Source organism: Pseudomonas sp. Root71 (assembly GCF_001429045.1).
GTDB classification, from domain to species: domain Bacteria; phylum Pseudomonadota; class Gammaproteobacteria; order Pseudomonadales; family Pseudomonadaceae; genus Aquipseudomonas; species Aquipseudomonas monachiensis.
The window spans coordinates 182,144-205,631 of the sequence record NZ_LMHY01000005.1 but is presented as its reverse complement, the minus strand read 5'-3'; the positions used below and the strand labels follow the sequence as shown (position 1 = coordinate 205,631).

Here is a 23,488-nt window from a genome sequence, read left to right as displayed (position 1 = left end):
TGATCCCGTATGGGTTGCCGTACAGCGCAAAAAGTTGTTTTTGTTTTTGTTTTGGGTGCCACAACCCAGTCCAAGCGAACTGAATAAATTGCAGTAGGCGAGTTTTATGGCTTGTGGCTGCTGGCGTCAGACATCAGATTTTTGGATAGGCGTATCGCTGGCTCCTGCTCGACGCTGCCGAGCTGTGAATGACCAGATCCATGGAAAAAAGAGGTCGCCGTAAAGAAGGTGCGATCCCAACACCCGCCCCGACACACCCAGAGTGGCGGCGACCCGAAAGGGGAAATCGGTTAGGTCGCTTCCATTTCCACGCCCATCGCGACGAGGCTGTCAGCGATAGCGCGTAGCAACTGATGGACGATGTGTTCGTCGATCTGGCCGATGCATCCGATGCGGAAACTTTCGGCCACGGTCAACTTGCCTGGGTAGATGATGAATTGGCGGGTCTTGAGCTCATCGTAGAAACGCATGAACTCGAAGTTTGGATGCTCAGGGCAAAAGAACGTGGTGATGATCGGCGATAACCAGCAGTCTTCCAGCAAGGTCCGGAAACCCAGTTCACGCATACCGCTGACCAGGACGTCGCGGTTGCGTGTGTAACGTGCCAGCCGACCATGCACGCCGCCTTCTGCTTGGTGCTGCTCCAAGGCTTTGTGAAAAGCAACGACACTGTGAGTAGGCGGGGTGAAGCGCCACTGGCCGGTGCGCTCCATGTACACCCACTGCTCGTAGAGGTCGAGGGACAGCGAGTTGGCGCGACCTTTGGCGGACTCCAGCACGGAGCGACGGATGATCACGAAGCCGAAGCCGGGGATGCCCTCGATGCACTTGTTGGCCGAGGACACCAGCACGTCAAAGGCGACTTCTTTGACGTTCACCGGCACGGCCCCGAAGGTGCTCATGGCGTCGATGATCAGGCGCTTGCCGTGATCCTTCACCACGTCGGCGATCTCGCGCAGAGGGTTGAGGATGCCGGAGCTGGTTTCGCAGTGAACCACAAAGACGTGGGTCACATCCGGATTGGCGTTGAGCAGCGCGTCCACTTCATCGGGCTGCGGTGGCAGGTAGTCACCCTTGTCCAGAGTGATGTAGGCGCGGTTCAGGTATTCCAGGGTTTTGGTGGCGCGCTGGCCGTAGGCGCCGTTCATCAGCACCAACACTTTGCCGTCACGCGGGATAGCGGTGGCCAGCGCCGCCTCTACCGAGTAGCTGCCGCTGCCTTGCAGAGGCACACACGCAAAGCTGTCGTCCTGCACGCCCGCCATGCCAAGAAGGCTCTGGCGAACTTCGGCGGTGACTTGGTTAAAGGCACCATCCCATGAACCCCAGTCGCGGAGCATCGCCTCCTTGGTGGCTTTGGAAGTCGTAAGTGGACCTGGGGTCAGCAGGTAGGGCTCACCCATGGCTGGCGTTGCCAACGGCTGGGTAATCGGGAATTCAGCTTTGGTCATGATCTTCTCCGGCGGTGTTATTTTTGTGGGGAGTGATGCACGGATTGATAAAAACATCTGGTAATAAATAAGTGAAATCGATTTATTACACTTCAGATACAAGCTGAGCTTATAAGTTGGATTACATCACCGCTGTAGATCAGCCTCGATCTATCTATGCGCTCATTTTGGGTGAGCAAGTTCAAATATCTTCCCATGACGATGCATTTCTAGGACTTACGTACCTGCCCAAGTTGAGCTTGCGATTCGAAGCCACCCCAGAAAATACCCTTAGCGCTTGAGGCGCGGACTCGCTCGGTACGGGGTTGAAGTAAGTACTTTTCTCCGCTGGTCGTTTGAGTGATAAGCCCCACCGCGTGCACGTTTCGCAGGATTCTGCGGCCGATTTTGTTTCGCTCAGACTTGCTTTAATTGTTACTGAAAATAGGGAATACACCTCCGTGGAAGGCGTTTTTTTCGAGAATTATCGCCAAATATAAGTATTTATATAGTGAAAGCCACTGGTTGTTCTTTCTTAGACTGCGACGAACGAGACCTACAACAATTTCAGCGGTTAGCCACTTAGAGGGAATGAACATGCGCGTTCTGGTGCTTGGTAGCGGCGTGATTGGTACCACCAGTGCTTATTATCTGGCGCGTGCCGGATATGAAGTTGTGGTGGTGGATCGGCAGCCGGCTGCTGCCATGGAGACCAGTTTCGCCAACGCCGGGCAGGTTTCGCCGGGTTATGCCTCGCCGTGGGCCGCGCCGGGTGTGCCGCTCAAGGCCATCAAGACTGCACCGCCAGCCGTTATGCGGTGAACAAGGAGCGCATGGTCCGTCTGTCCGAGTACAGCCGCGACTGCCTCGATGAACTGCGGGCCGAAACCGGCATTGCCTACGAAGGCCGCAGCCTCGGTACCACGCAACTGTTCCGCACCCAGGCTCAACTGGACGGCGCCGCGAAAGACATCGCCGTGCTGAAAGAGTCCGGCGTACCGTTCGAACTGCTCGACCGCGACGGCATTGCCCGCGTTGAGCCAGCGCTGGCCAGCGTTACCGACATCCTCTCCGGTGCCCTGCGCCTGCCGAACGACCAGACGGGCGACTGCCAGATCTTCACCACCCGTTTGGCCGAAATGGCGGTGACACTGGGTGTGGAATTCCGCTTTGGTCAGTACATTCAGCGTCTCGACTTCGCCGGTGATCGCATCAACGGTGTGTGGATCGATGGCAAGCTGGAAACCGCTGACCGCTACGTGCTGGCCCTCGGCAGCTACTCGCCGCAATTGCTCAAGCCGCTGGGGATCAAGGCGCCGGTGTACCCGCTCAAGGGTTACTCGCTGACCGTGCCGATCACCAACCCGGCAATGGCTCCGACCTCGACCATTCTCGACGAGACCTACAAGGTCGCGATCACCCGTTTCGACAACCGCATCCGTGTCGGCGGCATGGCGGAGATTGCCGGTTTTGACCTGTTGCTGAACCCGCGTCGGCGCGAAACCCTGGAGATGATCGTCAACGACCTTTATCCTCAGGGCGGCGATCTGGCCCAGGCCGATTTCTGGACCGGCCTGCGTCCGACCACTCCGGACGGCACGCCGATCGTCGGCGCGACACCGTTCAAGAACCTGTTCCTGAACACCGGTCACGGCACGCTGGGTTGGACCATGGCCTGTGGCTCCGGTCGCTTGCTGGCAGACCTGATGGCGAAGAGAAAACCGCAGATCAGCGCCGAAGGCCTCGATATTTCCCGTTACGACAGTGGTACGTCGGAGCCTGCAGTGCAGGGCGCTCCAGCGCCCGTTCAACAATGAGCGAGAACGTATAAGCCAATTCGACACCAAGCGTTGCGCACGGCGAAATCGCCGTGTGACAGCGTCGGTTTTCATTTCTCATGATACTGCCAATAAAGGCTGCCACCATGCGTCCTGCCCGTGCCTTGATCGACCTTCAAGCCCTGCGTCAAAATTACCAAATTGCCCGTGAAGTCACGGGAGCCAAAGCCCTCGCGGTGATCAAGGCCGATGCCTACGGACATGGCGCAGTACGTTGTGCCCAAGCGCTGGAAGCCGAGGCAGACGGGTTTGCCGTAGCCTGTATCGAAGAGGCACTGGAACTGCGCGCGGCCGGCATTCGGGCGCCGGTATTGTTGTTGGAAGGGTTTTTCGAAGCCGATGAGTTGTCGCTGATTGTCGAGCATGATTTTTGGTGTGTGGTGCATTCGCTCTGGCAGCTTGAAGCCATTGAAAAAGCCGCGCGGAGCAAGCCGATCACCGTCTGGCTGAAGCTGGATTCGGGCATGCACCGGGTGGGTTTGCATCCAAAGGATTATCAGGCGGCCTACCAACGGCTACTGGCCAGCGGCAAGGTGGCAAAGGTTGTGCTGATGAGCCACTTCGCCCGGGCCGATGAATTGCACGAGCAGTCCAGCGCCGAGCAGGTCGCGGTATTTGAAGCGGCGCGCCAGGGGTTGTCGGCCGAAATCAGCCTGCGCAATTCGCCGGCGGTGCTCGGTTGGCCGCAGATTCCAAGTGATTGGGTGCGTCCGGGCATCATGCTGTATGGCGCGACGCCGTTTGAAGAAGCCAACGCGGTCGCCGCTCGCCTGCAACCGGTGATGACGCTGGAATCGAAAGTGATCAGTGTGCGTGAATTGCCGGCCGGTGAACCAATTGGTTACGGTGCGAAATTCATTACACCCAAGCCTATGCGCGTGGGTGTGGTGGCCATGGGGTATGCCGATGGTTATCCGCGTCAGGCACCCACCGGTACGCCGGTGCTGGTGGCCGGGCAGCGCAGCCAGTTGATCGGCCGTGTGTCGATGGACATGCTCTGCATCGACCTGACCGATGTGCCGCAAGCCGGCCTCGGTTCGACTGTCGAGTTGTGGGGCAAAAACATCCTCGCCAGTGACGTGGCCGCCGCCGCGAACACAATTCCCTATCAGATCTTCTGCAACCTGCGCCGGGTACCAAAACTCTATTGCGAAGATTAATTGAAGCGCACCGGGCCTGGGTCCTGAAAGTGTTGAAAACAGAAAAGCCGCCGGCCAATAGCCAGGCGGTTTTTTGTTGGCAAGCGTAAAAGTTTCGATGTGTGATCGAGGCTTTATGCCTTGTCCGCCTTGCCGGCAGCCGCGGCGAATTTTGCCAGACGCATATCCAGTCGATTTGGCCGCTGGTTGCGGTCTTCAGCTTGCTCCTTGCGGCGAACGGCGTTGCGTACCATCAGTGAGCCAAGGTAGCGAATAGGCTCCGGTGGGAAATGACCGAGGGGACCTTGCAGTAGTGGCGAGCGTGTCCAAGGATTGTCCAGCCCCAAAGCCAGAGATGAGAGGATTTGCCCTCCCATATGACAACCCAATCAGAGGCGTTGTCATATCCCCATCGCAGTGTTGTTTTTAGGTGCACCTCAGGTGCTACACATAACAAGACAAAATGGGACGGACGAGTCTTGATTTCAGGGCTTAGTAAATGTGTTTTTCGTTGCACTTTGTCGGGATAACTCAAAGTGATACGTACCAATAAACTCGGGGTAGGTAGGGGGCGTCTGCTTAGAGGACATATCTCGAATGACTGCTCCAGGCCGATGTCTGCCAGTCGCCACCGGCAGACATCGACCCACACCGGACAGCCGCCCCAGAGGTAAACCCGTTCATCATTGCGAAATATCAGAGCGCGTTCGCTTCTCGGCGGCGCTTGATGGCCGACACCACAACTTTCGCGACATCTCGCGCTCTGTGAACATCCAGCTCAGCAAAAGCACCTACAAGCATTGAGAGTTTCCCCCCCCGTGTGCCGAGACGCTCCGCTAAGGCACGCAGTTCAACCGCCCCCACATCGTTGAGCTTCACCCCTCGAATGGTCCGCATGCCTTCGCGTGTCTTGCCATGGAAAATCCAACCCTTATTTATTTCTATATGTTCCGAGTAGTTGTGAACATGAGGATTTACCCAGCGGAAGTCTATCGCATTATTGGGGAAGGCTGCACCGGCGACGAGCTGAGCTTTTAACACTGGGCAACGTACAACTGTGGGATGCCCAGGCACTGTAAATAATCGTCCAAATCGTGTTGTCCAAGTTGAAAAATGGCCATTCTTTTTTATATTGCATGTACCGCAGGAAACGGCCAGATTTAGAATTTCGAAGGTATAATCGCCATAACCGTCCTTATCGACAAAGTGTTCGATATGAGTTGCGTAGTCGTGATACAGGAGGCGCCGACAAAAACAGCAGCGCCCGAGCTGCGATTTCCTGAGGGCTATTTTTATTTCCGCTTTAAACAGATTAACTATATTGGCTTGCGACCCCCAGCTTCGTCCAGATAGGGTGGCAGCACTTGTGCCTTGCGGATAGTTTGGGGTTGGCATAATCCTTTCGAATCCAATATTGATCATACCGCTTCCTCATCGAGCAGAGCGTTGATAACTTCGATCATTGGGTCATCAACAGTAAGTGCGTCTCGGATGGCGGCGAGCTTTGGGATAAGCAATTCGAATTCAGAATGATTAAAATTCCCGCGCTCTATAAGATAAACAGCACGCTGCACAGTGTCGACCACGACCCTATTCCTGCTTGAGCCAACACCAAACTGAGTTAAAAGAAGCTCGTCTGATGAAGCACCATAATTAACTATACTCAAATGGGGCTCCTCAGTAGTCATATCTACAATTGTACTACCCTCTAGAGCTGCCCCTACAATTAGTGGTGAGTGAGTAGAGACAATAAGGTGTCCAGCTTCTAAAACTCTACCGCAGGCGTCAAATACCGCCGCCATCAACGCTCGCTGCCACTGTGGGTGAAGATTGTTCTCAGGCTCATCTATTAATACAACTGCCGCGTCCTCCAGTCCAAATCCAAGACCTAGAATTGTAGTGAGCATATGGTATTCACCGGAACTTAGCTCGAACATAGAAAACTTTGTCTTGGATAGTGCTCCTACCACTGTGGCATCACTCAAACCTATTAGATCGGTCAGCAAACCAAGCCTCAGAACGTTGGGGTCTACCGCCTCGCAACGCGGGCCGGAGCTATCAATGGTAAGGTCGATCCGCCTTTTCCCGTGAGTCACGAGCTTTTGAAGAGCGAAAAAATCGTCTTCGCTGAACTCTTTCAGCAACCACTGTGCAACATTATAAGAAACGTGTGGTAGCGATCTAGCCGATGCGCGATCAGAATCACTTTTTGGAGTTTTTGCTTTGACTGCGTTTAGTAGATCGCCAAGCTCATTTCGCTTATCAACTCGAAGATTCAGAGAATACTCTACAGAAAGTTCAATTCCTGCGTACCTGTGAGCTTCAGAGTAGAACTCCCAGCTATAACGCTCTGACCTTGAAGGTGACAGCGCAAAGCTGAGCATAGTTTCCACGGGAGCTTTCTTGCTCAGCAGGTTGGAATATATGCGCTGCCCGAAATACGTGTAGTTAGGAACATCAAAGGAAGTGCGTGCACCACCAGGTAGCTCTTTTTGCGGAAATCGGTCGGCCAGTGAGCCAGAAATGCAAATAACCTGAGTTGGACTTCTCTGTGCTGCAGCGCCCCCTCCATCAAGGGGGCTCTTGAGAAGCGTGAGATCTGATACCAACTGTTTTAGCAGAGTGCTTTTATGTGAGCCGTTCTGTCCGGTTATTATTGTTGTTTCGAACCTGCGCTGAGACTGTGTGGATTCCGGGTGTAAGAGCTGAACGTGCTTTGTGTTTCCTCCCCACGTTTCAAACTGCACAGCATTGACTAATATCACTATCTCTCTCCTGCGATACCGAAAATGACAATCACTTCTTGCACTGAGCCAAACTAACCAAAAGGTAATGTTCGCAACATTAGCTTATAAATGTCGCTGGCAAATATTTTTTGAGAACGCTTAATACAAAATCAAACAATCGTTACGCCAGGCATCAAGCCTTCGTGGAAAGTTCTATGTTTTTATTGCATTACCTTCTACCTTTTCTTTGAGGACTACGTGCTTCAACGTGGCACACATATGCTTACGAGGCGATCCAATTTTTCATTTGCATGGCCTGGTGCAGCTGCGTGAAGCGACTCAACTGTCACGGCATTCAACGCTCCTACAATTGAACGCGCTGCTCTGGGAACTGCAAACGGGCGACCCGGTAATTCCATAACCAATTCAAGTGCATCCGTATAAGTCTGCAACGTCGGACTGTATTTATCCATTCCGTAATGCTCAAGTACGTGAAGAGAAAACGCAACTGCCACCCCCTCTTCCAACCAGTTGGTATAACCATCTGTGGGATTAAGAAGATGGACGGTTTCGTGCGCCATTTCATAAACTGCAGTCGGCCAGAACCCAGCCGCGTTCATGCTGAGTACCGCAGCTGCGCCATCGCGGTTTGTAGAATTCCAAAGATAGGGGCCACCTGATAGGAAAGCAGGTTGGTAGATTATTTTGCTGTGGTCCCGCGGTCCGAGCAAATTCTCCGCCAGGTGCAGCAGCTCGTTCTGCAGCTGCCAGAGAGCACTCGGCGAGCCGTCTGGGCGAGCGTTGGAAAAAATCATTCGAGTTCACCTTTTACGTTTTTTTCTCTTTTTTCTTTTGACGAGTTACCGTTGAGGAAAAGATGATAGTCGAATGTCTGCTTCAGCCGGTTGCTGCCAGTCGCGAAGGGCTTGAAACGACCGATTCTGTTGAAAAAGTCGGCCATGGTTTTTTCGGCAGAAAAGTACGCGCGTGAGATTGAAATTTTTACTTTGAGCAGAGGAGTCGGGGCTCAGATTTCGCGTAACGACGTGCATAAAAGGCGTTTTCAGCGGTCAGCAGGGCCAGTCTGGAAAAACCGACTTTTTCAACAGAATCGACCCAAAGCGGCCACCCGCGAGCCCGGACCGCCATGTGGGATAAGTGTTAACGCCTGAGATCGCTACCTAGCGAGTTTCTTAGCTCACCAATTCATGGAGAAAATCGGTGAGCGCTTTCTTTGGATCGTCCTCTTCCGAAACGATCATCTCGATTCCCCCACTGACCCAACACCTCCTGTGCGACAGGGTTTGATTGCGACGCGTTGATAGCGCATGGGTTTTGCTGAACCGTACTGCGTCCTGGGACTGCGAGTCTGAGGCGAGGGCTGCGATAGGGCATTTTCTCGATACACCTGCTCATCCTCTAAAGGCGACGGCCCCATCTGCGTGCCATTGAGAGCAAGCTCTTACGAGGGCCCGCCTTTTAGCGTTTGGATACATGAACTTGGTTGATGTAGTCCGAGTAAACGGTAGCTTTTGTGATCCCTGCAACGTCAATGGTCGTGTTGTAAAAGCGCCCGGTTTGTTCGTCCTGTCTTTCTGTGAAGCCGTAGTGCAGCAGCGTATTCGAGCAAGCTACAAGGTATTTACCCAGCTCATCATCTCTCCCGACGATAGTGATCCAATGTTCCCCCATCCCTCCATTCTCAAATTTAGCGCGTTTCTTCACGCAGAGAACGGCCACGCTTTTTGTGAAATCCATAGTCACAAGAGACTGAATATCGGTGGCAGTGACGGTACATGAATCGTTTGATTCTTCAGTCATTACATCGAAACTAGTCGCGATGAAGGCCCGCTTGACCTTGACATCCATCTCATCGCTTTGAATTCCGAAAACGCTACCTGATCCTAATACGAAGTTGTGCAGCGAGGGCGTGTTGCCGATCACGACGATCCACTGATCACGATGGTCTCTGGCAAACTTTGCAGCTTGCTCCTTGGGGCGCTTGAGCGCTTTGAATGCATTGAACAGAGAATAAATGAGACACAATCCATCAAAATTGCCTTGGGCGAGAACTCGCTGAATCTGGCTCAAAATTGGATTCCATGACTGGTAGGAGAATTTTATTCTACACGCCGGCGCGACACCCTGGCGGTTCACAAGTGAAGTTTCTGGGGAGGGGGCTAGGGAGAAATGGGTCGTGGAGTGTGGGTGTGTAATGGCATCGAACGGACCGCCTGCTTGAATAGCTGGTGCCAACCCATTTGTATTCGACCTGACCAGCACACGCCGTAGCGAAGACCGGCAGAAAGTGGCCGATTGCTGACTACTCAATCGGCGGAAATCGACAAGAAACCGCCATCCAGCGTATATAAAGTCACGAATTTTATGAGTCGTCTGCTTTATATACGCGCGCACGCGCGCGTGCGCGTACTGGTCTGAAAATCATCAAAATCGCACGCTTTAGGGCCGACGAAAACCCACCTGTTTCAGAACGCTTAGGGAACTGCTGAAACACGGTTCTGGAACAGAACCACGTCACGCTCCAGCTTCTCTTCGATAGCCAGACGCACGAACTCTGAACGGTTGGCGCTGGGATAACGGATCAGACGATCAATCGCGGCCACGGTTTCAGTTTCAACGGACACGATCAGGCGGACTTTCGGCTGATTCTTGAACAGGCGGTTCTTGCTCATCGCTTACTCCTCGGTCTCAACTAATTACATACTCCCACGGCCGTAATTCGAAGATTGGGCGGCACTCGGGGTGGACTTTACTTTGCGCCGTTGCGCCGATGGCGTTCGGCGCTGCGCCGGTCATGTTTGGCGCACTGGCGCAAGCATCCCAATGCGCTGTGCCGATGCGCTGGGGGTTATAACTTCACTGTCGGGGCGTCTTTCATTCGCTCGTCTCCATCGGGGTGTTGTTATAACGCTGGCGCAGATCAGCGCCAGCCGCGCAGTAACGGCCGGTTGCCGCATGGCACGCACGGCAGCTCATCAGGTGGTTGGTGTATGCCGCATCGGCCTCTCGCCATGCGTCTGACGCCGTCGCGGCAGTGTGGACGGTGTGCTGTGGCTTATGCTCCTCCGCAGCGTGGACCTCGACCGGTTGGTCGCTTCGCTGCGGCCGATTGATCCAGGCCGGGCTGGCGCGGATCGTGTAGGCCACCAGTCCCGCATCTGTTCCGGCCAGCTCGACAAGGTCGTGCGGCTCCAAATGCCCGCCTTCCAGCAGCACGGCAGGATGGATGCCGAGCAGGCGTGCGACACGGTAAAGCCAGGCGCTCGACGGGATAGGATCGTTAGCGGCGCTCAGTGCGGCGATGATCTCGACCTTGTGCGCCGTCAGTTCGGCCAGCAGTTCGGCGGGCGGCTCGAAGTCAGCACGCAGTTTCAGGCGACCCTCCTGACTGACCGCCATCTCGACGCCGGCCACGCTCGCACGGTGCATCAGCTCGGCGGCACTCACAGCTCCCGCTCCCATGGCTGTTCGCAACGCGTGTTTGCGAACGCTAGGAGCTGCGGATTCTGCGGATTCTGCGGAAGGCCGTGCAATTGCTGGCCTTCCGTGTGCGGAAGCTCTGCGGAAGTTTGCGGAAGCTCTGCGGATGCTGGATGGGTTGCGCGGGGGAACCGTGCAATTTCCGCAACATTCCGCAGATCTTCCGCAGTCGTATAACCGCGCGGTTTCTGGGTTTCCGCAGAATCCGCAACTTCCGCAAGGGGGTTGATCCTGAATTGCTTGCCGTCGATGCTCAGCAGGTGGTGATACTTCAACAAAACGGCCAGCAGCTTGTCGCGCACCTTGGCCTTACGAACCGCAGGCGGCCCAGACTTGCCCAGATCATTGACATGAAACACTTGCCACTTTGCCGCGTGCTTAGGGTCGCGCAACCAGCTCAACAGTTCAGCGGCGCGCTTCAGCTCCGGATCAACCGCGCCTGCATCGATGTAGCGCGACCACTCGGAGAGGGAGTAGCGCGCCAGCATGCAAGCGCGGCGCATGCAGTCGGCATCGATATGCTTAACACCCTCAAAACAGCCGAACACCGCAGCCAGGCGCAACGCCTGCTCGGCGCAGCGGGCGGCGAACTGTTTGAGGTCAGCGAACATTCCGAGCGGCCCGCGCTCGCGTTCGATCTCGTTGCGGAACTTCACCCATTCCTTTTTAGCCTCTTCATCAGGCTCCAGAACGGGCGGGGCGACCTCGCCGGTTTCTGGGTCGATATACTCCGGGCTGGCGGCGATCACTTTAAGCCTCGACCAGTACGCTTGCAGACGCGGGTCTGCGTAGGCGTTGCGCTGCAGTGACTCAACGGTGATCAAGCAGTTGCCGGCCAGACTATCCGGCGCGGCGAGCAGGAAGCGCGCAAGAAAGCCCTGCCCGACCAACAGAGGATTGCTCAGTGCCTCCTTCACGACCACCGGTTGCGCCATCAGGTGTATGCTCAGGCGGCGGTTATAGGCCACGCCGGAGCCTTCCAGGTTGCTGCGCGAGCGGGTGCGCTCGAACTTCCCTGAGGAATAGACTGTAGTCAGGCCACCGAGGGTCGCGGCCTTGGTGTCAGCCTTGAGCGAGTGACCACAGAGCATTTGCCCGCCTTCGTCCGTGTCCCAGCTGGCTGCAGACTTGCCCCGGATGAAGTCGCCGACCAACGGCTCGTAAGTCGCATCGCTGTATTGGGTCTTCGGATCGGGTGGCAGCGGGTTTGCCGCCAGATACTCATTACGCTCCTTGCCTTTCAGGCCAGCAGCCATAGCCTCAATCTCAGCGCAGGCTTGGCGGTGGCGGGCACGCGCCTCCTTCTCCGCTTCGTCAATCGTCTTGAACGCGAGTTCACGCGCGCTCGACTTGCCCTCCCCCGAATCGAACAGTGACAGCATGAACAGCATGCAGGGCGCACCTTCCGGCTTGTCCTGGGGGTGCCAAGCGTTGACACGCGTCTGCGCCGAATGGGTGATTGCGCCGACAATGCATTGCCCAGCGATGGCGGCAGGCACCATTGCATGCTCGACAATCGCCTCGACTGCGCCGCGAAGGATGTCGGGCAGAGCGTCCAAGGGATAGGGCGTCGGTGGCACGACGTCCGGCAGCAGCGGCTTAGGTGCCGACACTACCGGGGTCTGAACTTCGGTCATCAGGGAGTCGTTCATACCCGGGCCTCTCGCCAGACGGCCAAATCGTTGAAGTCGGAGAAATGCCGCGGCGCATCCTCCGGCCAGGCTGGCAGGACGTACCCGCAGCTGAGCATCGCAGCCGCATGGATGGCCGCCACCTTGCCCGTGTTGGGCTTGCCCTCGACTTCCTTGGCGCGGTCATCGTCGCCGCCGACGATCAGCACGGCATCGGGATAGCTGTGCCTCAGCTCTAAGCCAGCCGGCAGCAAATTGCCGGCGTTCATTGCAGCGGCGACCGGCTTGCCGGTCTGCTCGTGAAGCGTGGCAGCCGTGGCGATACCTTCAACGATGAACAGCTCGACGCCGGCCTCGATACGCCCGAACAGGCAATAGCAACCGGTGATCCGGCCACCCTGAAGGAAAAGCTTGTTGCCATTGACCTTGATGCGCTGAAGGCTTACCAATTCGCCGCGCCAGTAGATGGGAACCAGTAACTCGCTGCCGAGCTGGCGCAGATGGTGGGGTTTGATGCGCTTGCGGGCCAGGTACGGATGGTTGGGATCAGCCGGCCCGGCGAGTGCCCAGTCGCAACGTGCACGAGCGGCGGCCTGCTCCCACTTGGCCCGCATTTTTTCATCGTCTTGCTGCTTACGCTGCTCACACTGGCGGGCGTAACGCTGCCGCGCGACCTCCTCGGCGAGCAGGTCACGCTCGTGGTCATCTCCGAACGGCAGCCCCAGTTGCCCGGCGATAATGCGAGCGGCATCGATCTGCCGGCAGCCACGCAGGTAGGCCAGCAGCGAAACGAGGTCGCCACCTTTATCGCCGCTGGCGAAGTCGTGCCATTTGCCGGTGTGACAGTCGATGCTGAACGACCCGGGCGTGCGGTCACCGCGCACCGGATTGATTGCCCAATACTCTTTGCCCTTGCGAGTGCCATCCGGCAGCCAGTCGGCCAGCAGATTGTCGGCAGCGAGCAGAGCCGCATTGGCGATGCGCTGAATCTCAACATGGATCAGGTCAGCGGTGTCTTTCTTCAGGCCGAACGCTGCCGGCCCGCGTTGGTTCGCGGGTTGTTGGGTACGCATGGTTTAAGCCTCCTGCGAAGTCAGGAAGGCTTCGACGGCCTCGACCGGCCAACGAACAGAGCGACCGAAGCGAACGGCACGCGGGAAGCCAGGCATTTGCGACCAGCGCCACCAGGTCGTGCGGCTGACTTGGTAGAAAGTGCTGAGTTGTGCAGAGGTGCCGTAGGTGCCGGGAATCGGCAGATTGGGTGTTGTATTGGCAGGAGTCGCGCTAGTGTTGTGTTGATGCATATTGAGCGTCCATTTCGAACTGCATTGGATGCCCCTCAGGGATAGGGTAGAAAGCCACCAAGACCGCACGACAGGTCATTGGATCTACGCTGGTCAGGCGATATGAATTTGCATTGACGCGAAATTCAGGTGGCTTAAACTCCCTGCGTCTACAAGCTTTGCTTGTAGATAGTGAAGCCCTCTCAAAAGCTTCTCCCCTTGGGGTATGTGTACTGGCTTGCCGGTATGCAAAAGGACGTTAGAGCGCCCTCCCCAGATCAGCCCTCGGCATTAACGTGCCGGGGGCTTTTCTTTGTCTGCATTCCAGCAGCGACTACATACCCAGTACTCCCGAGCCACAGCACTCGAGGCGTTTCATCTGGGTCGATGCGTCTAGCCAGTAGCCGCATAGTAGCGATACGTTCAGGAAGATCAACATCCCCATTACCGAGCTTTCACTAAGGCGTAACTGCTTACACACACTCGACTTTTAACCATATCAACCCATACACAACCAAGGTGAATCAATGGCATCGGGCGCCCGAAACATTTTGTTACAATCTCACCTCCTCCCGGACAGTCGCACTACCTTGGCGGTCTGCTTTTTCCCCAACACCTTGGCGAGCGCGTGCTCGAACAGTTCAATCGCGCGTTGCTTCTCCGGTAACGCCGCCTCGGGGTTATTTCTGTAGTGAAGATTCGCCACACCAGTCTGGCCGTGCGCTTGCAGCAGGTCGGACAGTTGATCGCTGATGCCGTATCGCTGCATCAGTTGGGTGCAGGTTCGGCGCAAGTCGCGCGGCGAGAAGCTGGGGGTCTGCTTCCCGTCAATAACCGCGTGCTCTGACTTCAACCAGTCGGCAAGGGCATGGCGCGGGCTGCTGACGACGATGTGCTGCTTTCCGGTGGTGGTCCACGGCCAGGGGTGACAGCCATTGATCTCCTTCACACGTTCCAAAATGGCGACCGCTCGCTCTGTCAACGGGACTAAATGCGGCCTGCTCATCGTTTGACCTCCGCGACCCTTGCGATGGACCAAGCGCACGGTACCGGCTTCCAGATCGTAGTCATCCCAGGTGGTCTGGCAGATGTTGAGAATGCGCTGCCCGCCTGTTGAAATGACGAACTTAAACAGCAAAGCCATGACCGGCCCGATGCCTTCGGTGGTTTCGACTGTTCCCCAGAACTTGCTCAGCTCCGCATCCGAAAGCGTCCGGGTAGCGGGTGCCGATACCTTCTCGACTACAACTACGGTGGCCGGGTTGCTCACTAGGTTGTAGCTCTTGGCGCTCGACCTGCCGACCGCATTCTCGGCGCGCAGGCCATGATTGAATGCCGCTGACAGGAATGAACGCATCCGTTCAGCCTGTACTTTTGCACCGCGATCCCAGATCGGATTAAGAATGGCGAGAATGTGGTCGGGGCGAATGTCGCGCGCCTTCATCGCCATGATGCTGGGGTGAGGGGCCAGCATATTGGTCTGATACAACCGCTCCAGTTCCTTGATGACGCCGGCAGTGGCTCTCCCCCTGCGTGAGTCGATGTAGTCGAGAAACAGCTCTCCGAAGGTGCCGCATGACGCTTCGATTTCGGCGAGGTGCTGGCGCTCTCGGGCTTTCCCCTCCGCTTTCAGGCGTGCAGCTTCGACAGCGCGCTCGTTTTCGGTACGTGCCGCTTCGGCGTCGGCTTCCTGTTTTGCCAGGTACGCCTTCACGTCGCCGTGCGCTTTAGCTATCTGCGCCATTGCGGCTGCTTGGTCGCGCAGTTCCGGCAGGGCAAGGCCGACTTCACGAGCGTTGCGCCGATACACGCCTAGCTTGATCAGCACTTGCTTGCCAGCCAGGTGATAGCGGTAGTAGCAAACGGGCGAGCCCTCGTTCGCCCGCTTGAACACCAGTGCCCCCGTGCCACGTCCTGGCAGGCTTTCGACCAGAGGTGAGCAGCCGGGAGTCATGCCCTTCACCTTCTGATCATTCACAGTCTTCGATGCGTTGCTCGCCATTGGTCGCCTCATCTTTGGTCACAGCTTTGGTCACAGCTTCTTGGGTGACTTTAGACTACAACGTGCAACAAGACGAAACAACGAAACAAGACTAATACCTTGTATATGAACGATTTGTCTCGATTTCGTTACTTGATGAACCATGGAAAAACGCCGAGACAAGCCGCTTGTAATCAGTAGTTCCAGGGTTCGATTCCTGGTGCCGCACCATACAAAACAAAGCCCTCGTAGAAATACGAGGGCTTTGTTGTTTCTGCAATACGTAAAATTCGACGTGAAACTCAGAGTCACCCCTCCGAAAGCGTGCCCGAGGTGGTTTCCCACGCGACAAGCACGCGCACTGGCGCAGTGCTTGGCCTTCCTGGGCTACAAAGACTGCGCCGAGCCGAAAGCTGCTGCGATAAAACCCGGACTCGGGATCGTGCCGAACTCCGGCAAGAGTGCTTGTCGAATCAGCGACACAGTTCGTCCCGCAAGACTTCCACCACACGTTCCTGCTGCTCGACCGACATACCTACCCACAGCGGCAGTCGCAGCAAGCGTTCCGAGAGGCTCACCGTGTTGTCCATGGTGCCATGGACACGGCCGTAACGCTGGCCAGCTGGCGAGGAGTGCAGGGGCACGTAATGGAAGACCGAATTGATTCCCTCTCGCTTGAGGCCATCGAGCACCGGTTGTCGCGGTACGTCTGCCGGCAGCAGCACGTAGTACATGTGCGCGTTGTGCTGGCAGTCGGCCGGCACGATAGGGCGGCGCAGTGCCCCGCTGGTTTCCAGTGGGGCCAGCAATTCGTGATACCGCTGCCAGATGGCAAGCCGCGCCTGCGTGATGTGTTCGGCCTCTTCCAACTGCGCCCAGAGAAACGCGGCAGTCACGTCCCCTGGAAGGAATGACGACCCGACTTCCTGCCAAGTGTATTTGTCGACCTCGCCGCGGAAGAAACGGCTACGGTCAGTGCCTTTTTCGCGGATGATTTCTGCGCGCAACACATACGCAGGATCATTGACGAGCAATGCGCCGCCCTCGCCCGAAATGACGTTCTTGGTCTCATGGAAGCTGAAGGCGCCGAAGTCCCCGATACTGCCCAGAGCCCGGCCCTTGTAAGCGGCCATGACCCCCTGCGCCGCATCCTCGACCACCTTCAGGTTGTGACGCCGGGCGATCGCCATGATCGTATCCATCTCGCAACTCACGCCCGCATAATGAACCGGCACGATTGCCTTGGTGCGCGGCGTGATGGCCGCCTCGATCAGCGTCTCATCCAGGTTCAGGGTATCCGGCCGGATATCGACGAACACGGGAACGCCGCCGCGCAAAACGAAGGCATTGGCCGTGGAAACGAACGTGTACGAGGGCATGATGACCTCGTCGCCCGGCTGGATGTCCAACAACAACGCGGACATTTCCAGCGCTGCCGTGCATGAGTGGGTCAGCAAGACCTTGCTCGAACCGGTGCGTTCGGTCATCCAGTCATGGCACCGCTTGGTGAACGGGCCATCGCCGGCGAGGATATTGCCGAACTTGGCTTCAGCGATGTAATAAAGCTCTTTCCCCGTCATGTAGGGGCGATTGAACTGGATCGTTTTGTCTTCCATCATTTGAGCCTTCGCACGCAAATTTTAATCGGGTCGAACTAGACTCACGTCGTTATGCAAAGTGGGGGGCATCATCCACTCTTTTTCCGGACGACAAGCAGCCTGGAAGCACCGAGCGGAAAACTCACTCCCACCTTGATGAGCAAACACTCCAGCCACATCACGAAACCAAACAGTACATTGAGCGCCTTGGGCACCGCTAATTCGGCGGTCTCGCTCGTATCGCCCCGCTGTTGCTTCTTGGCGCCGCGTGAAATCATCATCGCCGGCAGCAGTAACGAGACGAACGATGTGCTGCGCACGACGGAAAACCCCGCCTCTTCCACCTTGCGATGCAGGTCGGCGGCATCGTAGCGCCGCACGTGGCAGGAATATTCATCCACCTGGCTCCACAGCCACTGATGCTGGGGCACGGTCAACAGCATGAGTCCCCCGGGTTTCAGGGCACGGTGCATCTGCTGGAGCACCACGGTATCCGCCTCGATGTGCTCGAGGACATCGAACGCGCCAATCGCTTCGAACTCGTCGATGTAAGGGATATCGCGCGCATCCATCTGCACGAACTCCGCACCGGGCAAGCGCGAGGAGGCAAACTTCAGCCCGGTCGAGAACATCTCGCTGCCAAGCAACCTGGCCTGCGGAAACGCCGCGGCGACCCGACTCAAAACGAAGCCGGTACCGCACCCGATTTCCAGGAATGAACGCATGTGCGGCGCATATTTCGCCAGCGCCCATGTAATCAACCTGCCACGCGCCCGGAACCAGAAATGGCCGCTTTCAAGATGCGCGTAGGTCTCATAGAAGTCGGCCTTGAAGCCCTCTTGCTTGTCCTCGAGCTCTGGCGCAAACGCGGCAAAACCGTTCTTTCGAGCCACCTGATGTCCACACTGGACGCATGTCCATTGCTCCGAGGCGTACGGCGTCTCGCATTCAGAACAGATCTTCACGCCTGGTTCCCATTCGGTTGGTCATGACGAAAGACGAATAGCTTGAAGGCGACGAACAAGAAACCTCCTACAACGAAAATGGCAGCGGCCTGGACCCACTGATGAGGATATCCCAGCTTGTCGACGAACACCGTCAGCAAGGCCAGGTTGAGCAGATAGCCGGCTGCGTGCGCCAGACCAAAGCGCCATGCCGTCCCTACGACGTTGCCGCGATGCTCGAACGCCCAGTTGCGGTTGCCCAGGAAGCTGATGCAGATGCCAATCACGTACAGCAAGCTCATGGCCAGCTTGAATGGGATGCCCAGCCACGTCAATGCCAGGTAGGCCGCATAACCTATGGCATTGCAGGCGACGCCGACGACTGCGTAACGGAGCATGGGCCTGATCACGGGCAGCCAGTGCTGCATTGGAATCACTCGTCTCCCCAGACGGCAATCCCGAAACCCGTCTTGCCATAGCCGTTGCCGTTATAAAGCATGTAGCGTCGACCGTCATGATCGAAGACGAACGGGTAACAGATCATCTCCGAATCCCAACCCGACTCCGATACGTCGATTCCCACCTGCTCATCGTGTCGCGTCCATTGCACGCCATCCAACGAGGTCGCGTAGCGGATCCGGTAGGTGGGGCAGTCCTTCGTGGCCCGGGAGCAGAACCACATCCGGTACATGTCCGCATCCTTGATCACGCGCGGCACACCCAGGGCGTACTCGTGTTCGTCACGGAACTCGATGGCAACCGTGCCGTTGCGCTCCCACTCGATGCCGTCGGCGGACTCGGCATATTCGAGATGATAGAAGTGCTTCGCTTCCGAAGGGCCTTGCTCCCATCGCACACAGGAGGTGAACCAGGCCCTGAAGCGTCCGGCCTCGAACTGCACCTCGGGGGTGGCGACGAAGTGAGGAAGATCGCGGGTGCGGTCGATGACGGGGCCGCGGAACAGCCTCTCGAAGCGCTGGGTGGCCTCGTTCCATTCGGCCAGGCCGATGGAATTGCGGATCTTCACCGTTACGCCCAGGTTGATCCCGGTGTAGTACAGCAGCTTGCGGCCACCGACGTTGACGATCGAATTGGGCAAGGCGCCACTGTCGTCGAAACATCCGAGGTCGCCCGGTTCGAGGACCGGATCCGGATGGACGCGCAAGACCTTGGTCGGGTCCCGCATGTCGATCTCGAGGAAGCCGCCGTGTCCGCGATTAGCCTTGTCACGCGATGAGAAATAGATGCGATACAGGTCGCCGTTCACCTGCTCGGCAATGGGAATCATCGCGTGTGAATACAACCAATCGCTCTGCCCTTCTGCGCAGAATATCTTTCCTAGTTTTTTCCACATGGGATTTCTTCACGCCAATTATGAGGTTCTTCAGATGTTCCTGACGCGGGTACTCGGCACGCGCGACCGTTCAGTGGCTTGTCCAACGTACACGCCTTCGGCAGCGGCATCTCCAAGAATCAGGGCGCCGGCGCCGATGATGCATTTTTCGCCGATGGTGACGTGATCGCGAAGGGTCGCGTTGACGCCGAGAAAACAGCTTTCCCCGATCGTCACACGGCCGGATACGACGATGTGCGAGGCCAGGAAACAGTGGTCCTCGATACGCGAATGATGTCCGACATGATTGCCGCTCCACAGGGTCACGTTGTTGCCGATGCTCACGAAGGGCTGAACGGTATTGTCTTCGAGGATGAAGCAGTTCTCGCCGATGTCCTCTGTCAGCACCGTGGCTCGCGAACTGATGTAGCTGACCATTTCGTAGCCCAGCGCCTTGACTGCCAGATATTTTTCCTTGCGGATCTGGTTGAGCTTGGAATAGCCGAGCGCGACGAAAAAGACATACCGGTCTGGCGGGTAGATCCGGGTGACTTCATCGAATGCCACCACCGGAAATCCCTTGAAGCTCTTGTCGGCCGGCATATAGTCGGGATCGACGGCAAACGCCTCGACCTGATAGGCGGAGTCGGTGGAAAAATAATAGAGTGCGAGCTCGGCGGCGTCGGTGAGACCAAAAATAATGAGTTTTTTCATTCGATGCTCCGCGTCTCAGCCTGACGGTAGACGTGCCGGACGATAGTGTAGGGTCTCTGCTTGACTTCGGAATAGATCTTGGCGAGATAAATCCCGACCACGCCGACGAATGCGATGATCAGGCCGCCGAGCAGCCAGATCGAAGCCATCAGCGACGTATAGCCGCTGGGTGGGCTCGCCAGGAGCAGCCAGTTGACGACGAGAAAGCTCGTGTAGGCGGCCGACAGCAGGAAGATCGCGCAGCCCACGCCGAAGATTCCCACCAGCGGTGCACTGCTGAAGGCAGTAATCGAATTGACCAGTTGCGCCACTTTCTTGCCCAGCGTGTAGGTCGTCTCGTCACGACTGCGCTTGTCGATGGTCTGCGCACGCTGATCGAAGCCGGTTATGACCCACAGGCCGGCCATGAACAACTCGCGTTCGTCGTGCTGAATCAGCGCGTCCACATAGCGGCGCGACATCAGCCTGGCGACGACGATATTGTCGGGCATATCCAGCCCGCTGAAGAAACGGAAGAGTTTGTAGAACACCTGCCCGGTCCAGCGCTCGAAGTGCTTGCCTTTTCGCTGCTGCTGGACACCGTAGACCACATCGGCCTTTTCGCGCTCCATCTGCTCGCTGAACGAGAGCAACCATGCCGGATCTTCCTCCAGGTCGCTATCGAGCAGGAAGACACGTTCACCGCGGGCATGTCGCAGGCCCGTCATCATGGCCTTGTGGTGGCCGAAGTTGCGCGAGAGATCGACGACCACCACGTGGTGATCGGCTTCGCTCAACTGGACGGCCAGTTCCAGGCTTGAATCGGGCGAGCCGTCGTTGACCAGTACGATCTCGTAATCGTCTCCGACCAGTTGTTGTGCGGCCTGGCTTGCACGGCGATGGAACTCCTCGACGAACTTGGCCGAGCGGTAAAGCGTGGCGACGATGGAAAGCTTCATGCTTTGACATGCCTCATGTAACGGCGCGCGTCCTTGCCGCAATTGAACAGCAGATCCAGGACGGTGACACCGTGGGTGAATTCCCCCCAGAGTTGCGGATACTCGGGGAAGCCGGCGTAATCGAACCATTGCAGCGCAATGCCGGCGTCGTCGAACAGCGGTGCCTCGATGTAATCCATTGCCGCCGGCCCCGACAGGTAGTGCGTCGCACCGGCCTGCTGACAAAGGTCCACCAGGCGGGCAGTCCGGGTTTTGTCGCCGGCAGACACATAGTCCCAGCAATTGGTAATGCGGGTTTCAATACCGATGTATCGGCAAATCGCTTCCATGAACTTGCGGTTCATCGACGACAGGCCCGTATGGGTCTCCGCCAGATAGAGCGGCTCGAGCCACTGGGCGACCTCATCGAAGAAAGGCGCTCGCCGATAGTTGCTCTGCAGCGTTTTCCAGTGCTTGACCTGCCAGGCAGGGGCCAGTTCGACATCGCGAATGCGGCGACTGATGCCTTGCCCGACAGGCACGCTGAGCCACTGGACGCCTTGCGGCGTCTTGATCTGGTTGCGATTGCGCCAGTCGTTCTTGGTGAACTGCATGTCGTCGTAGAGGATGAACTCATCGACCGCAGCGATCATGTCGAAATAGCCCTTCCAGGGTATGTAGTTCGACTGAAGAATGGCGACGGTCTTCATGGCTGCTTGACGCTCGCGTCCCAGGCGCCCGGGAAGTAACACCCCTGGCATTTTGCCTGCGCGACCTGCTGGAGATGGAAGGAAATGCAGAACAACAGCGCCAGCGCCCAGAAACGCAACGCAACCGGTGAAGGTTTGAACGCAAAATTCAGAACGATCGCGACGAAAACCGGTGCCATCAGCAGGTAGTCATACAGGTACGGATGAATGGCAACGGCCTGCGGCCACAGCAGGCCGGTAATCACGTATTGCGAAAAAAGCAGGAAGTAGAACATGCCGATGCCGGCCAACGGGGAGGTCCCCGCCGGTGCCGCAACGCCGGCAGGCTCACGCCGTTTGATCATGCGTAAACAGACCAACTGGGCTACCAGGAACAGGATTGGCACGGCAATGGTCGCAAATGGCCGCGGGAACTGCGGAACAAGTACCGACTTCAGGATGTTGGTGAAATAAGTGGTGTCGCCATCCAGGCCAGCGCGAAACAGCCAGCCGCTGTTGGACGAGGTGAAACCCAGTGCCTTCGATATCAGTGGGGACGGCAGATAGAAGGCAACGGCCGCAACGAGGGCCACCAATGCCAGACGACACATCCGTCTGTCGAGACCGTCGCTACGGCATGCCCAAACCAGCAAGGCGAGGCCCAGCAACGCTGCCGAGATCGGAGAAAATACGGCAAACAACACGATCACTGTCATGACCGCTGCGGACCGTTCCTGATTTTTCCAGATCAAGAACGCAGCCAGCGCCTGGAACGCAAAGATCAATGGGAACGTATTGTCGACGTTGAATCTGGCCGAAGAAATCCAGAATCCCGGCATCGACACCATGAATACGACCGATAATAGAATCAGCAGTCCCTGACCGAATGCCAGGCGTTTTTCCACCAGACGGGACAGAAAAAAGAACGTAACGCCTGCCAGCGAAATGATGTTCAGGAAAGCCCCTGTCACTCTCATCGGCAATGCCGACACATACATTTCCACTTTATAGAGGGCGTACATGTAGAACAGATAAGCCGTGGAGTGGTTGGAATACGCGATCTTTTTTGCGTAGTCCTCCATCGAATAGAAGACGAGGAAACCGTGCTGCGAAAAAGCGTGTTGCTCCCAGATGGGGAACGTGAAGTTTCTCAGGCGCTCGGGCATGTTCACAATCTGGCTTGTCGCTTCCCGGAAGCCCAGGGAGTACACCACGCCGATGGTTATGATGACTGCCAGCAAGTATAAACAGGAGAAAAGCTTATTATTTCTTATAAAGATCATCTTTTCTTTTATTCGCAATACGCTTGTGATAATTGGTGCCAGTGCGGGAGGCCCAACGCGGCATTTGCTGCCAAACGAGGTAGAATCGGGTAGCGATCAGGGGAAAGGCCCGCAGTATAGAGGATTACGGTCAGGCGGCAGCGCGATCATAATCTAGATGTACGGTCCGGTGAAGCGCTCCTCGCAGGGAATGGCTAATTGATTCATCGTGCTTTTCCAGTCGTGAGCGGGTGTTGGCGAAGCTGCCAACCACGCGCGCGCAGGCAGCAACAGCCTTTCGAGGCGATTAGTCTTTGATGGCAGGCGCTCGGATGACAAGCCATATATTGAGGATGTTATCCCATATCTGACAAACAAGGGCCAGGCTGCTTTTATGACAAAATCAATATTGATTATGGTAAGACCATCGTTACGGCAGTTCAACAAGGCATATCCTCATTTGGTGCCGTGGCCTCTTTCGTTACACCTCAATTTTTGATGT

The 23,488-nt window shown here is 56.7% G+C and carries 20 protein-coding genes and 2 pseudogenes; 2 read left to right on the top strand and 20 right to left on the bottom strand.

What is annotated here, in order from left to right; genetic code table 11:
- Positions 1-290: 290 nt before the first annotated feature.
- Complete coding sequence (locus tag ASD95_RS07160; protein WP_082562992.1) at positions 291-1,451, bottom strand: 2-aminoethylphosphonate--pyruvate transaminase; 1,161 nt, start codon at positions 1,449-1,451, stop codon at positions 291-293.
- A 576-nt stretch (positions 1,452-2,027) separates the two neighbouring features.
- Between ASD95_RS07160 and dadA the strand changes: the two are divergent.
- Positions 2,028-3,247: pseudogene (gene dadA, locus ASD95_RS07155) on the top strand (D-amino acid dehydrogenase).
- Positions 3,248-3,354: 107 nt separating this feature from the next.
- Positions 3,355-4,428: an alanine racemase gene (gene alr, locus ASD95_RS07150; RefSeq protein ID WP_056726866.1), complete on the top strand. Its 1,074-nt coding sequence runs from the start codon at positions 3,355-3,357 to the stop codon at positions 4,426-4,428.
- A 113-nt stretch (positions 4,429-4,541) separates the two neighbouring features.
- Here the strand turns inward: alr and ASD95_RS28445 are convergent.
- The 19 genes and pseudogenes from ASD95_RS28445 to ASD95_RS07060 all read right to left on the bottom strand — a co-directional run.
- A pseudogene (locus tag ASD95_RS28445) lies at positions 4,542-4,790 on the bottom strand (FAD-dependent oxidoreductase); the annotation flags it as partial.
- 313 nt (positions 4,791-5,103) lie between these two features.
- Entirely contained in the window at positions 5,104-5,829 is a 726-nt protein-coding gene (locus ASD95_RS29090; RefSeq protein ID WP_156385826.1) for an HNH endonuclease, read from the bottom strand.
- Complete coding sequence (locus ASD95_RS07140; protein WP_056726868.1) at positions 5,826-7,172, bottom strand: ATP-binding protein; 1,347 nt, start codon at positions 7,170-7,172, stop codon at positions 5,826-5,828. Before ASD95_RS07140 ends, ASD95_RS29090 begins: the two co-directional genes overlap by 4 nt.
- A gap of 224 nt (positions 7,173-7,396) precedes the next feature.
- Positions 7,397-7,948, bottom strand: coding sequence for a hypothetical protein (locus ASD95_RS29085; RefSeq protein ID WP_056726869.1), 552 nt, complete (start codon positions 7,946-7,948; stop codon positions 7,397-7,399).
- Between the two features lie 664 nt (positions 7,949-8,612).
- Positions 8,613-9,224 carry a hypothetical protein gene (locus ASD95_RS07130; protein WP_056726870.1) on the bottom strand — a complete coding sequence of 204 codons (612 nt, stop codon included), beginning with the start codon at positions 9,222-9,224 and terminating at the stop codon, positions 8,613-8,615.
- A gap of 404 nt (positions 9,225-9,628) precedes the next feature.
- Positions 9,629-9,826 carry a ribbon-helix-helix protein, CopG family gene (locus ASD95_RS07125; protein ID WP_056726871.1) on the bottom strand — a complete coding sequence of 66 codons (198 nt, stop codon included), beginning with the start codon at positions 9,824-9,826 and terminating at the stop codon, positions 9,629-9,631.
- A 202-nt stretch (positions 9,827-10,028) separates the two neighbouring features.
- Positions 10,029-10,601, bottom strand: a complete 573-nt coding sequence (locus tag ASD95_RS07120; RefSeq protein ID WP_056726872.1) for a hypothetical protein — start codon at positions 10,599-10,601, stop codon at positions 10,029-10,031.
- Positions 10,598-12,286 (bottom strand): DUF3987 domain-containing protein, encoded by a 1,689-nt coding sequence (locus ASD95_RS07115; protein ID WP_056726873.1) that lies wholly within the window; start codon positions 12,284-12,286, stop codon positions 10,598-10,600. Before ASD95_RS07115 ends, ASD95_RS07120 begins: the two co-directional genes overlap by 4 nt.
- Positions 12,283-13,338, bottom strand: a complete 1,056-nt coding sequence (locus ASD95_RS07110; RefSeq protein ID WP_056726874.1) for a toprim domain-containing protein — start codon at positions 13,336-13,338, stop codon at positions 12,283-12,285. Before ASD95_RS07110 ends, ASD95_RS07115 begins: the two co-directional genes overlap by 4 nt.
- A gap of 3 nt (positions 13,339-13,341) precedes the next feature.
- Positions 13,342-13,569: a helix-turn-helix transcriptional regulator gene (locus ASD95_RS07105; RefSeq protein WP_056726875.1), complete on the bottom strand. Its 228-nt coding sequence runs from the start codon at positions 13,567-13,569 to the stop codon at positions 13,342-13,344.
- Positions 13,570-14,110: 541 nt separating this feature from the next.
- Positions 14,111-15,550 (bottom strand): tyrosine-type recombinase/integrase, encoded by a 1,440-nt coding sequence (locus ASD95_RS07100; RefSeq protein WP_156385828.1) that lies wholly within the window; start codon positions 15,548-15,550, stop codon positions 14,111-14,113.
- Positions 15,551-16,002: 452 nt separating this feature from the next.
- Positions 16,003-17,145: a dTDP-4-amino-4,6-dideoxygalactose transaminase gene (gene rffA / locus ASD95_RS07095; RefSeq protein ID WP_082563006.1), complete on the bottom strand. Its 1,143-nt coding sequence runs from the start codon at positions 17,143-17,145 to the stop codon at positions 16,003-16,005.
- A 71-nt stretch (positions 17,146-17,216) separates the two neighbouring features.
- Positions 17,217-18,020, bottom strand: coding sequence for a class I SAM-dependent methyltransferase (locus tag ASD95_RS07090; RefSeq protein ID WP_056726878.1), 804 nt, complete (start codon positions 18,018-18,020; stop codon positions 17,217-17,219).
- A 68-nt stretch (positions 18,021-18,088) separates the two neighbouring features.
- Positions 18,089-18,469 carry a GtrA family protein gene (locus ASD95_RS07085; RefSeq protein ID WP_236709719.1) on the bottom strand — a complete coding sequence of 127 codons (381 nt, stop codon included), beginning with the start codon at positions 18,467-18,469 and terminating at the stop codon, positions 18,089-18,091.
- A gap of 35 nt (positions 18,470-18,504) precedes the next feature.
- The gene (locus ASD95_RS07080) at positions 18,505-19,425 is read right to left on the bottom strand and encodes a hypothetical protein (RefSeq protein WP_056726880.1); all 921 of its coding nucleotides are present in this window, start codon (positions 19,423-19,425) and stop codon (positions 18,505-18,507) included.
- 30 nt (positions 19,426-19,455) lie between these two features.
- The gene (locus ASD95_RS07075) at positions 19,456-20,118 is read right to left on the bottom strand and encodes an acetyltransferase (protein WP_056726881.1); all 663 of its coding nucleotides are present in this window, start codon (positions 20,116-20,118) and stop codon (positions 19,456-19,458) included.
- Positions 20,115-21,056: a glycosyltransferase family 2 protein gene (locus ASD95_RS07070; RefSeq protein ID WP_056726882.1), complete on the bottom strand. Its 942-nt coding sequence runs from the start codon at positions 21,054-21,056 to the stop codon at positions 20,115-20,117. Before ASD95_RS07070 ends, ASD95_RS07075 begins: the two co-directional genes overlap by 4 nt.
- Entirely contained in the window at positions 21,053-21,745 is a 693-nt protein-coding gene (locus ASD95_RS07065; protein ID WP_056726883.1) for a WbqC family protein, read from the bottom strand. The genes ASD95_RS07070 and ASD95_RS07065 overlap by 4 nt, the downstream gene beginning before the upstream one ends.
- Complete coding sequence (locus ASD95_RS07060) at positions 21,742-22,965, bottom strand: hypothetical protein (protein WP_156385830.1); 1,224 nt, start codon at positions 22,963-22,965, stop codon at positions 21,742-21,744. The genes ASD95_RS07065 and ASD95_RS07060 overlap by 4 nt, the downstream gene beginning before the upstream one ends.
- Positions 22,966-23,488 lie beyond the last annotated feature (523 nt).

What these genes read in the sequence shown, in the direction of transcription:
- ASD95_RS07110 (WP_056726874.1), bottom strand. Translation starts at nt 13,338, where the DNA reads ATGCGTACCCAACAACCCGCGAACCAACGCGGGCCGGCAGCGTTCGGC.
- ASD95_RS07105 (WP_056726875.1), bottom strand. Translation starts at nt 13,569, where the DNA reads ATGCATCAACACAACACTAGCGCGACTCCTGCCAATACAACACCCAAT.
- ASD95_RS07075 (WP_056726881.1), bottom strand. Translation starts at nt 20,118, where the DNA reads ATGAAAAAACTCATTATTTTTGGTCTCACCGACGCCGCCGAGCTCGCA.
- ASD95_RS07070 (WP_056726882.1), bottom strand. Translation starts at nt 21,056, where the DNA reads ATGAAGCTTTCCATCGTCGCCACGCTTTACCGCTCGGCCAAGTTCGTC.
- ASD95_RS07160 (WP_082562992.1), bottom strand. Translation starts at nt 1,451, where the DNA reads ATGACCAAAGCTGAATTCCCGATTACCCAGCCGTTGGCAACGCCAGCC.
- ASD95_RS29085 (WP_056726869.1), bottom strand. Translation starts at nt 7,948, where the DNA reads ATGATTTTTTCCAACGCTCGCCCAGACGGCTCGCCGAGTGCTCTCTGG.
- ASD95_RS07100 (WP_156385828.1), bottom strand. Translation starts at nt 15,550, where the DNA reads ATGGCGAGCAACGCATCGAAGACTGTGAATGATCAGAAGGTGAAGGGC.
- ASD95_RS07085 (WP_236709719.1), bottom strand. Translation starts at nt 18,469, where the DNA reads ATGCTCCGTTACGCAGTCGTCGGCGTCGCCTGCAATGCCATAGGTTAT.
- alr (WP_056726866.1), top strand. Translation starts at nt 3,355, where the DNA reads ATGCGTCCTGCCCGTGCCTTGATCGACCTTCAAGCCCTGCGTCAAAAT.
- rffA (WP_082563006.1), bottom strand. Translation starts at nt 17,145, where the DNA reads ATGGAAGACAAAACGATCCAGTTCAATCGCCCCTACATGACGGGGAAA.
- ASD95_RS29090 (WP_156385826.1), bottom strand. Translation starts at nt 5,829, where the DNA reads ATGATCAATATTGGATTCGAAAGGATTATGCCAACCCCAAACTATCCG.
- ASD95_RS07115 (WP_056726873.1), bottom strand. Translation starts at nt 12,286, where the DNA reads ATGAACGACTCCCTGATGACCGAAGTTCAGACCCCGGTAGTGTCGGCA.
- ASD95_RS07065 (WP_056726883.1), bottom strand. Translation starts at nt 21,745, where the DNA reads ATGAAGACCGTCGCCATTCTTCAGTCGAACTACATACCCTGGAAGGGC.
- ASD95_RS07080 (WP_056726880.1), bottom strand. Translation starts at nt 19,425, where the DNA reads ATGTGGAAAAAACTAGGAAAGATATTCTGCGCAGAAGGGCAGAGCGAT.
- ASD95_RS07125 (WP_056726871.1), bottom strand. Translation starts at nt 9,826, where the DNA reads ATGAGCAAGAACCGCCTGTTCAAGAATCAGCCGAAAGTCCGCCTGATC.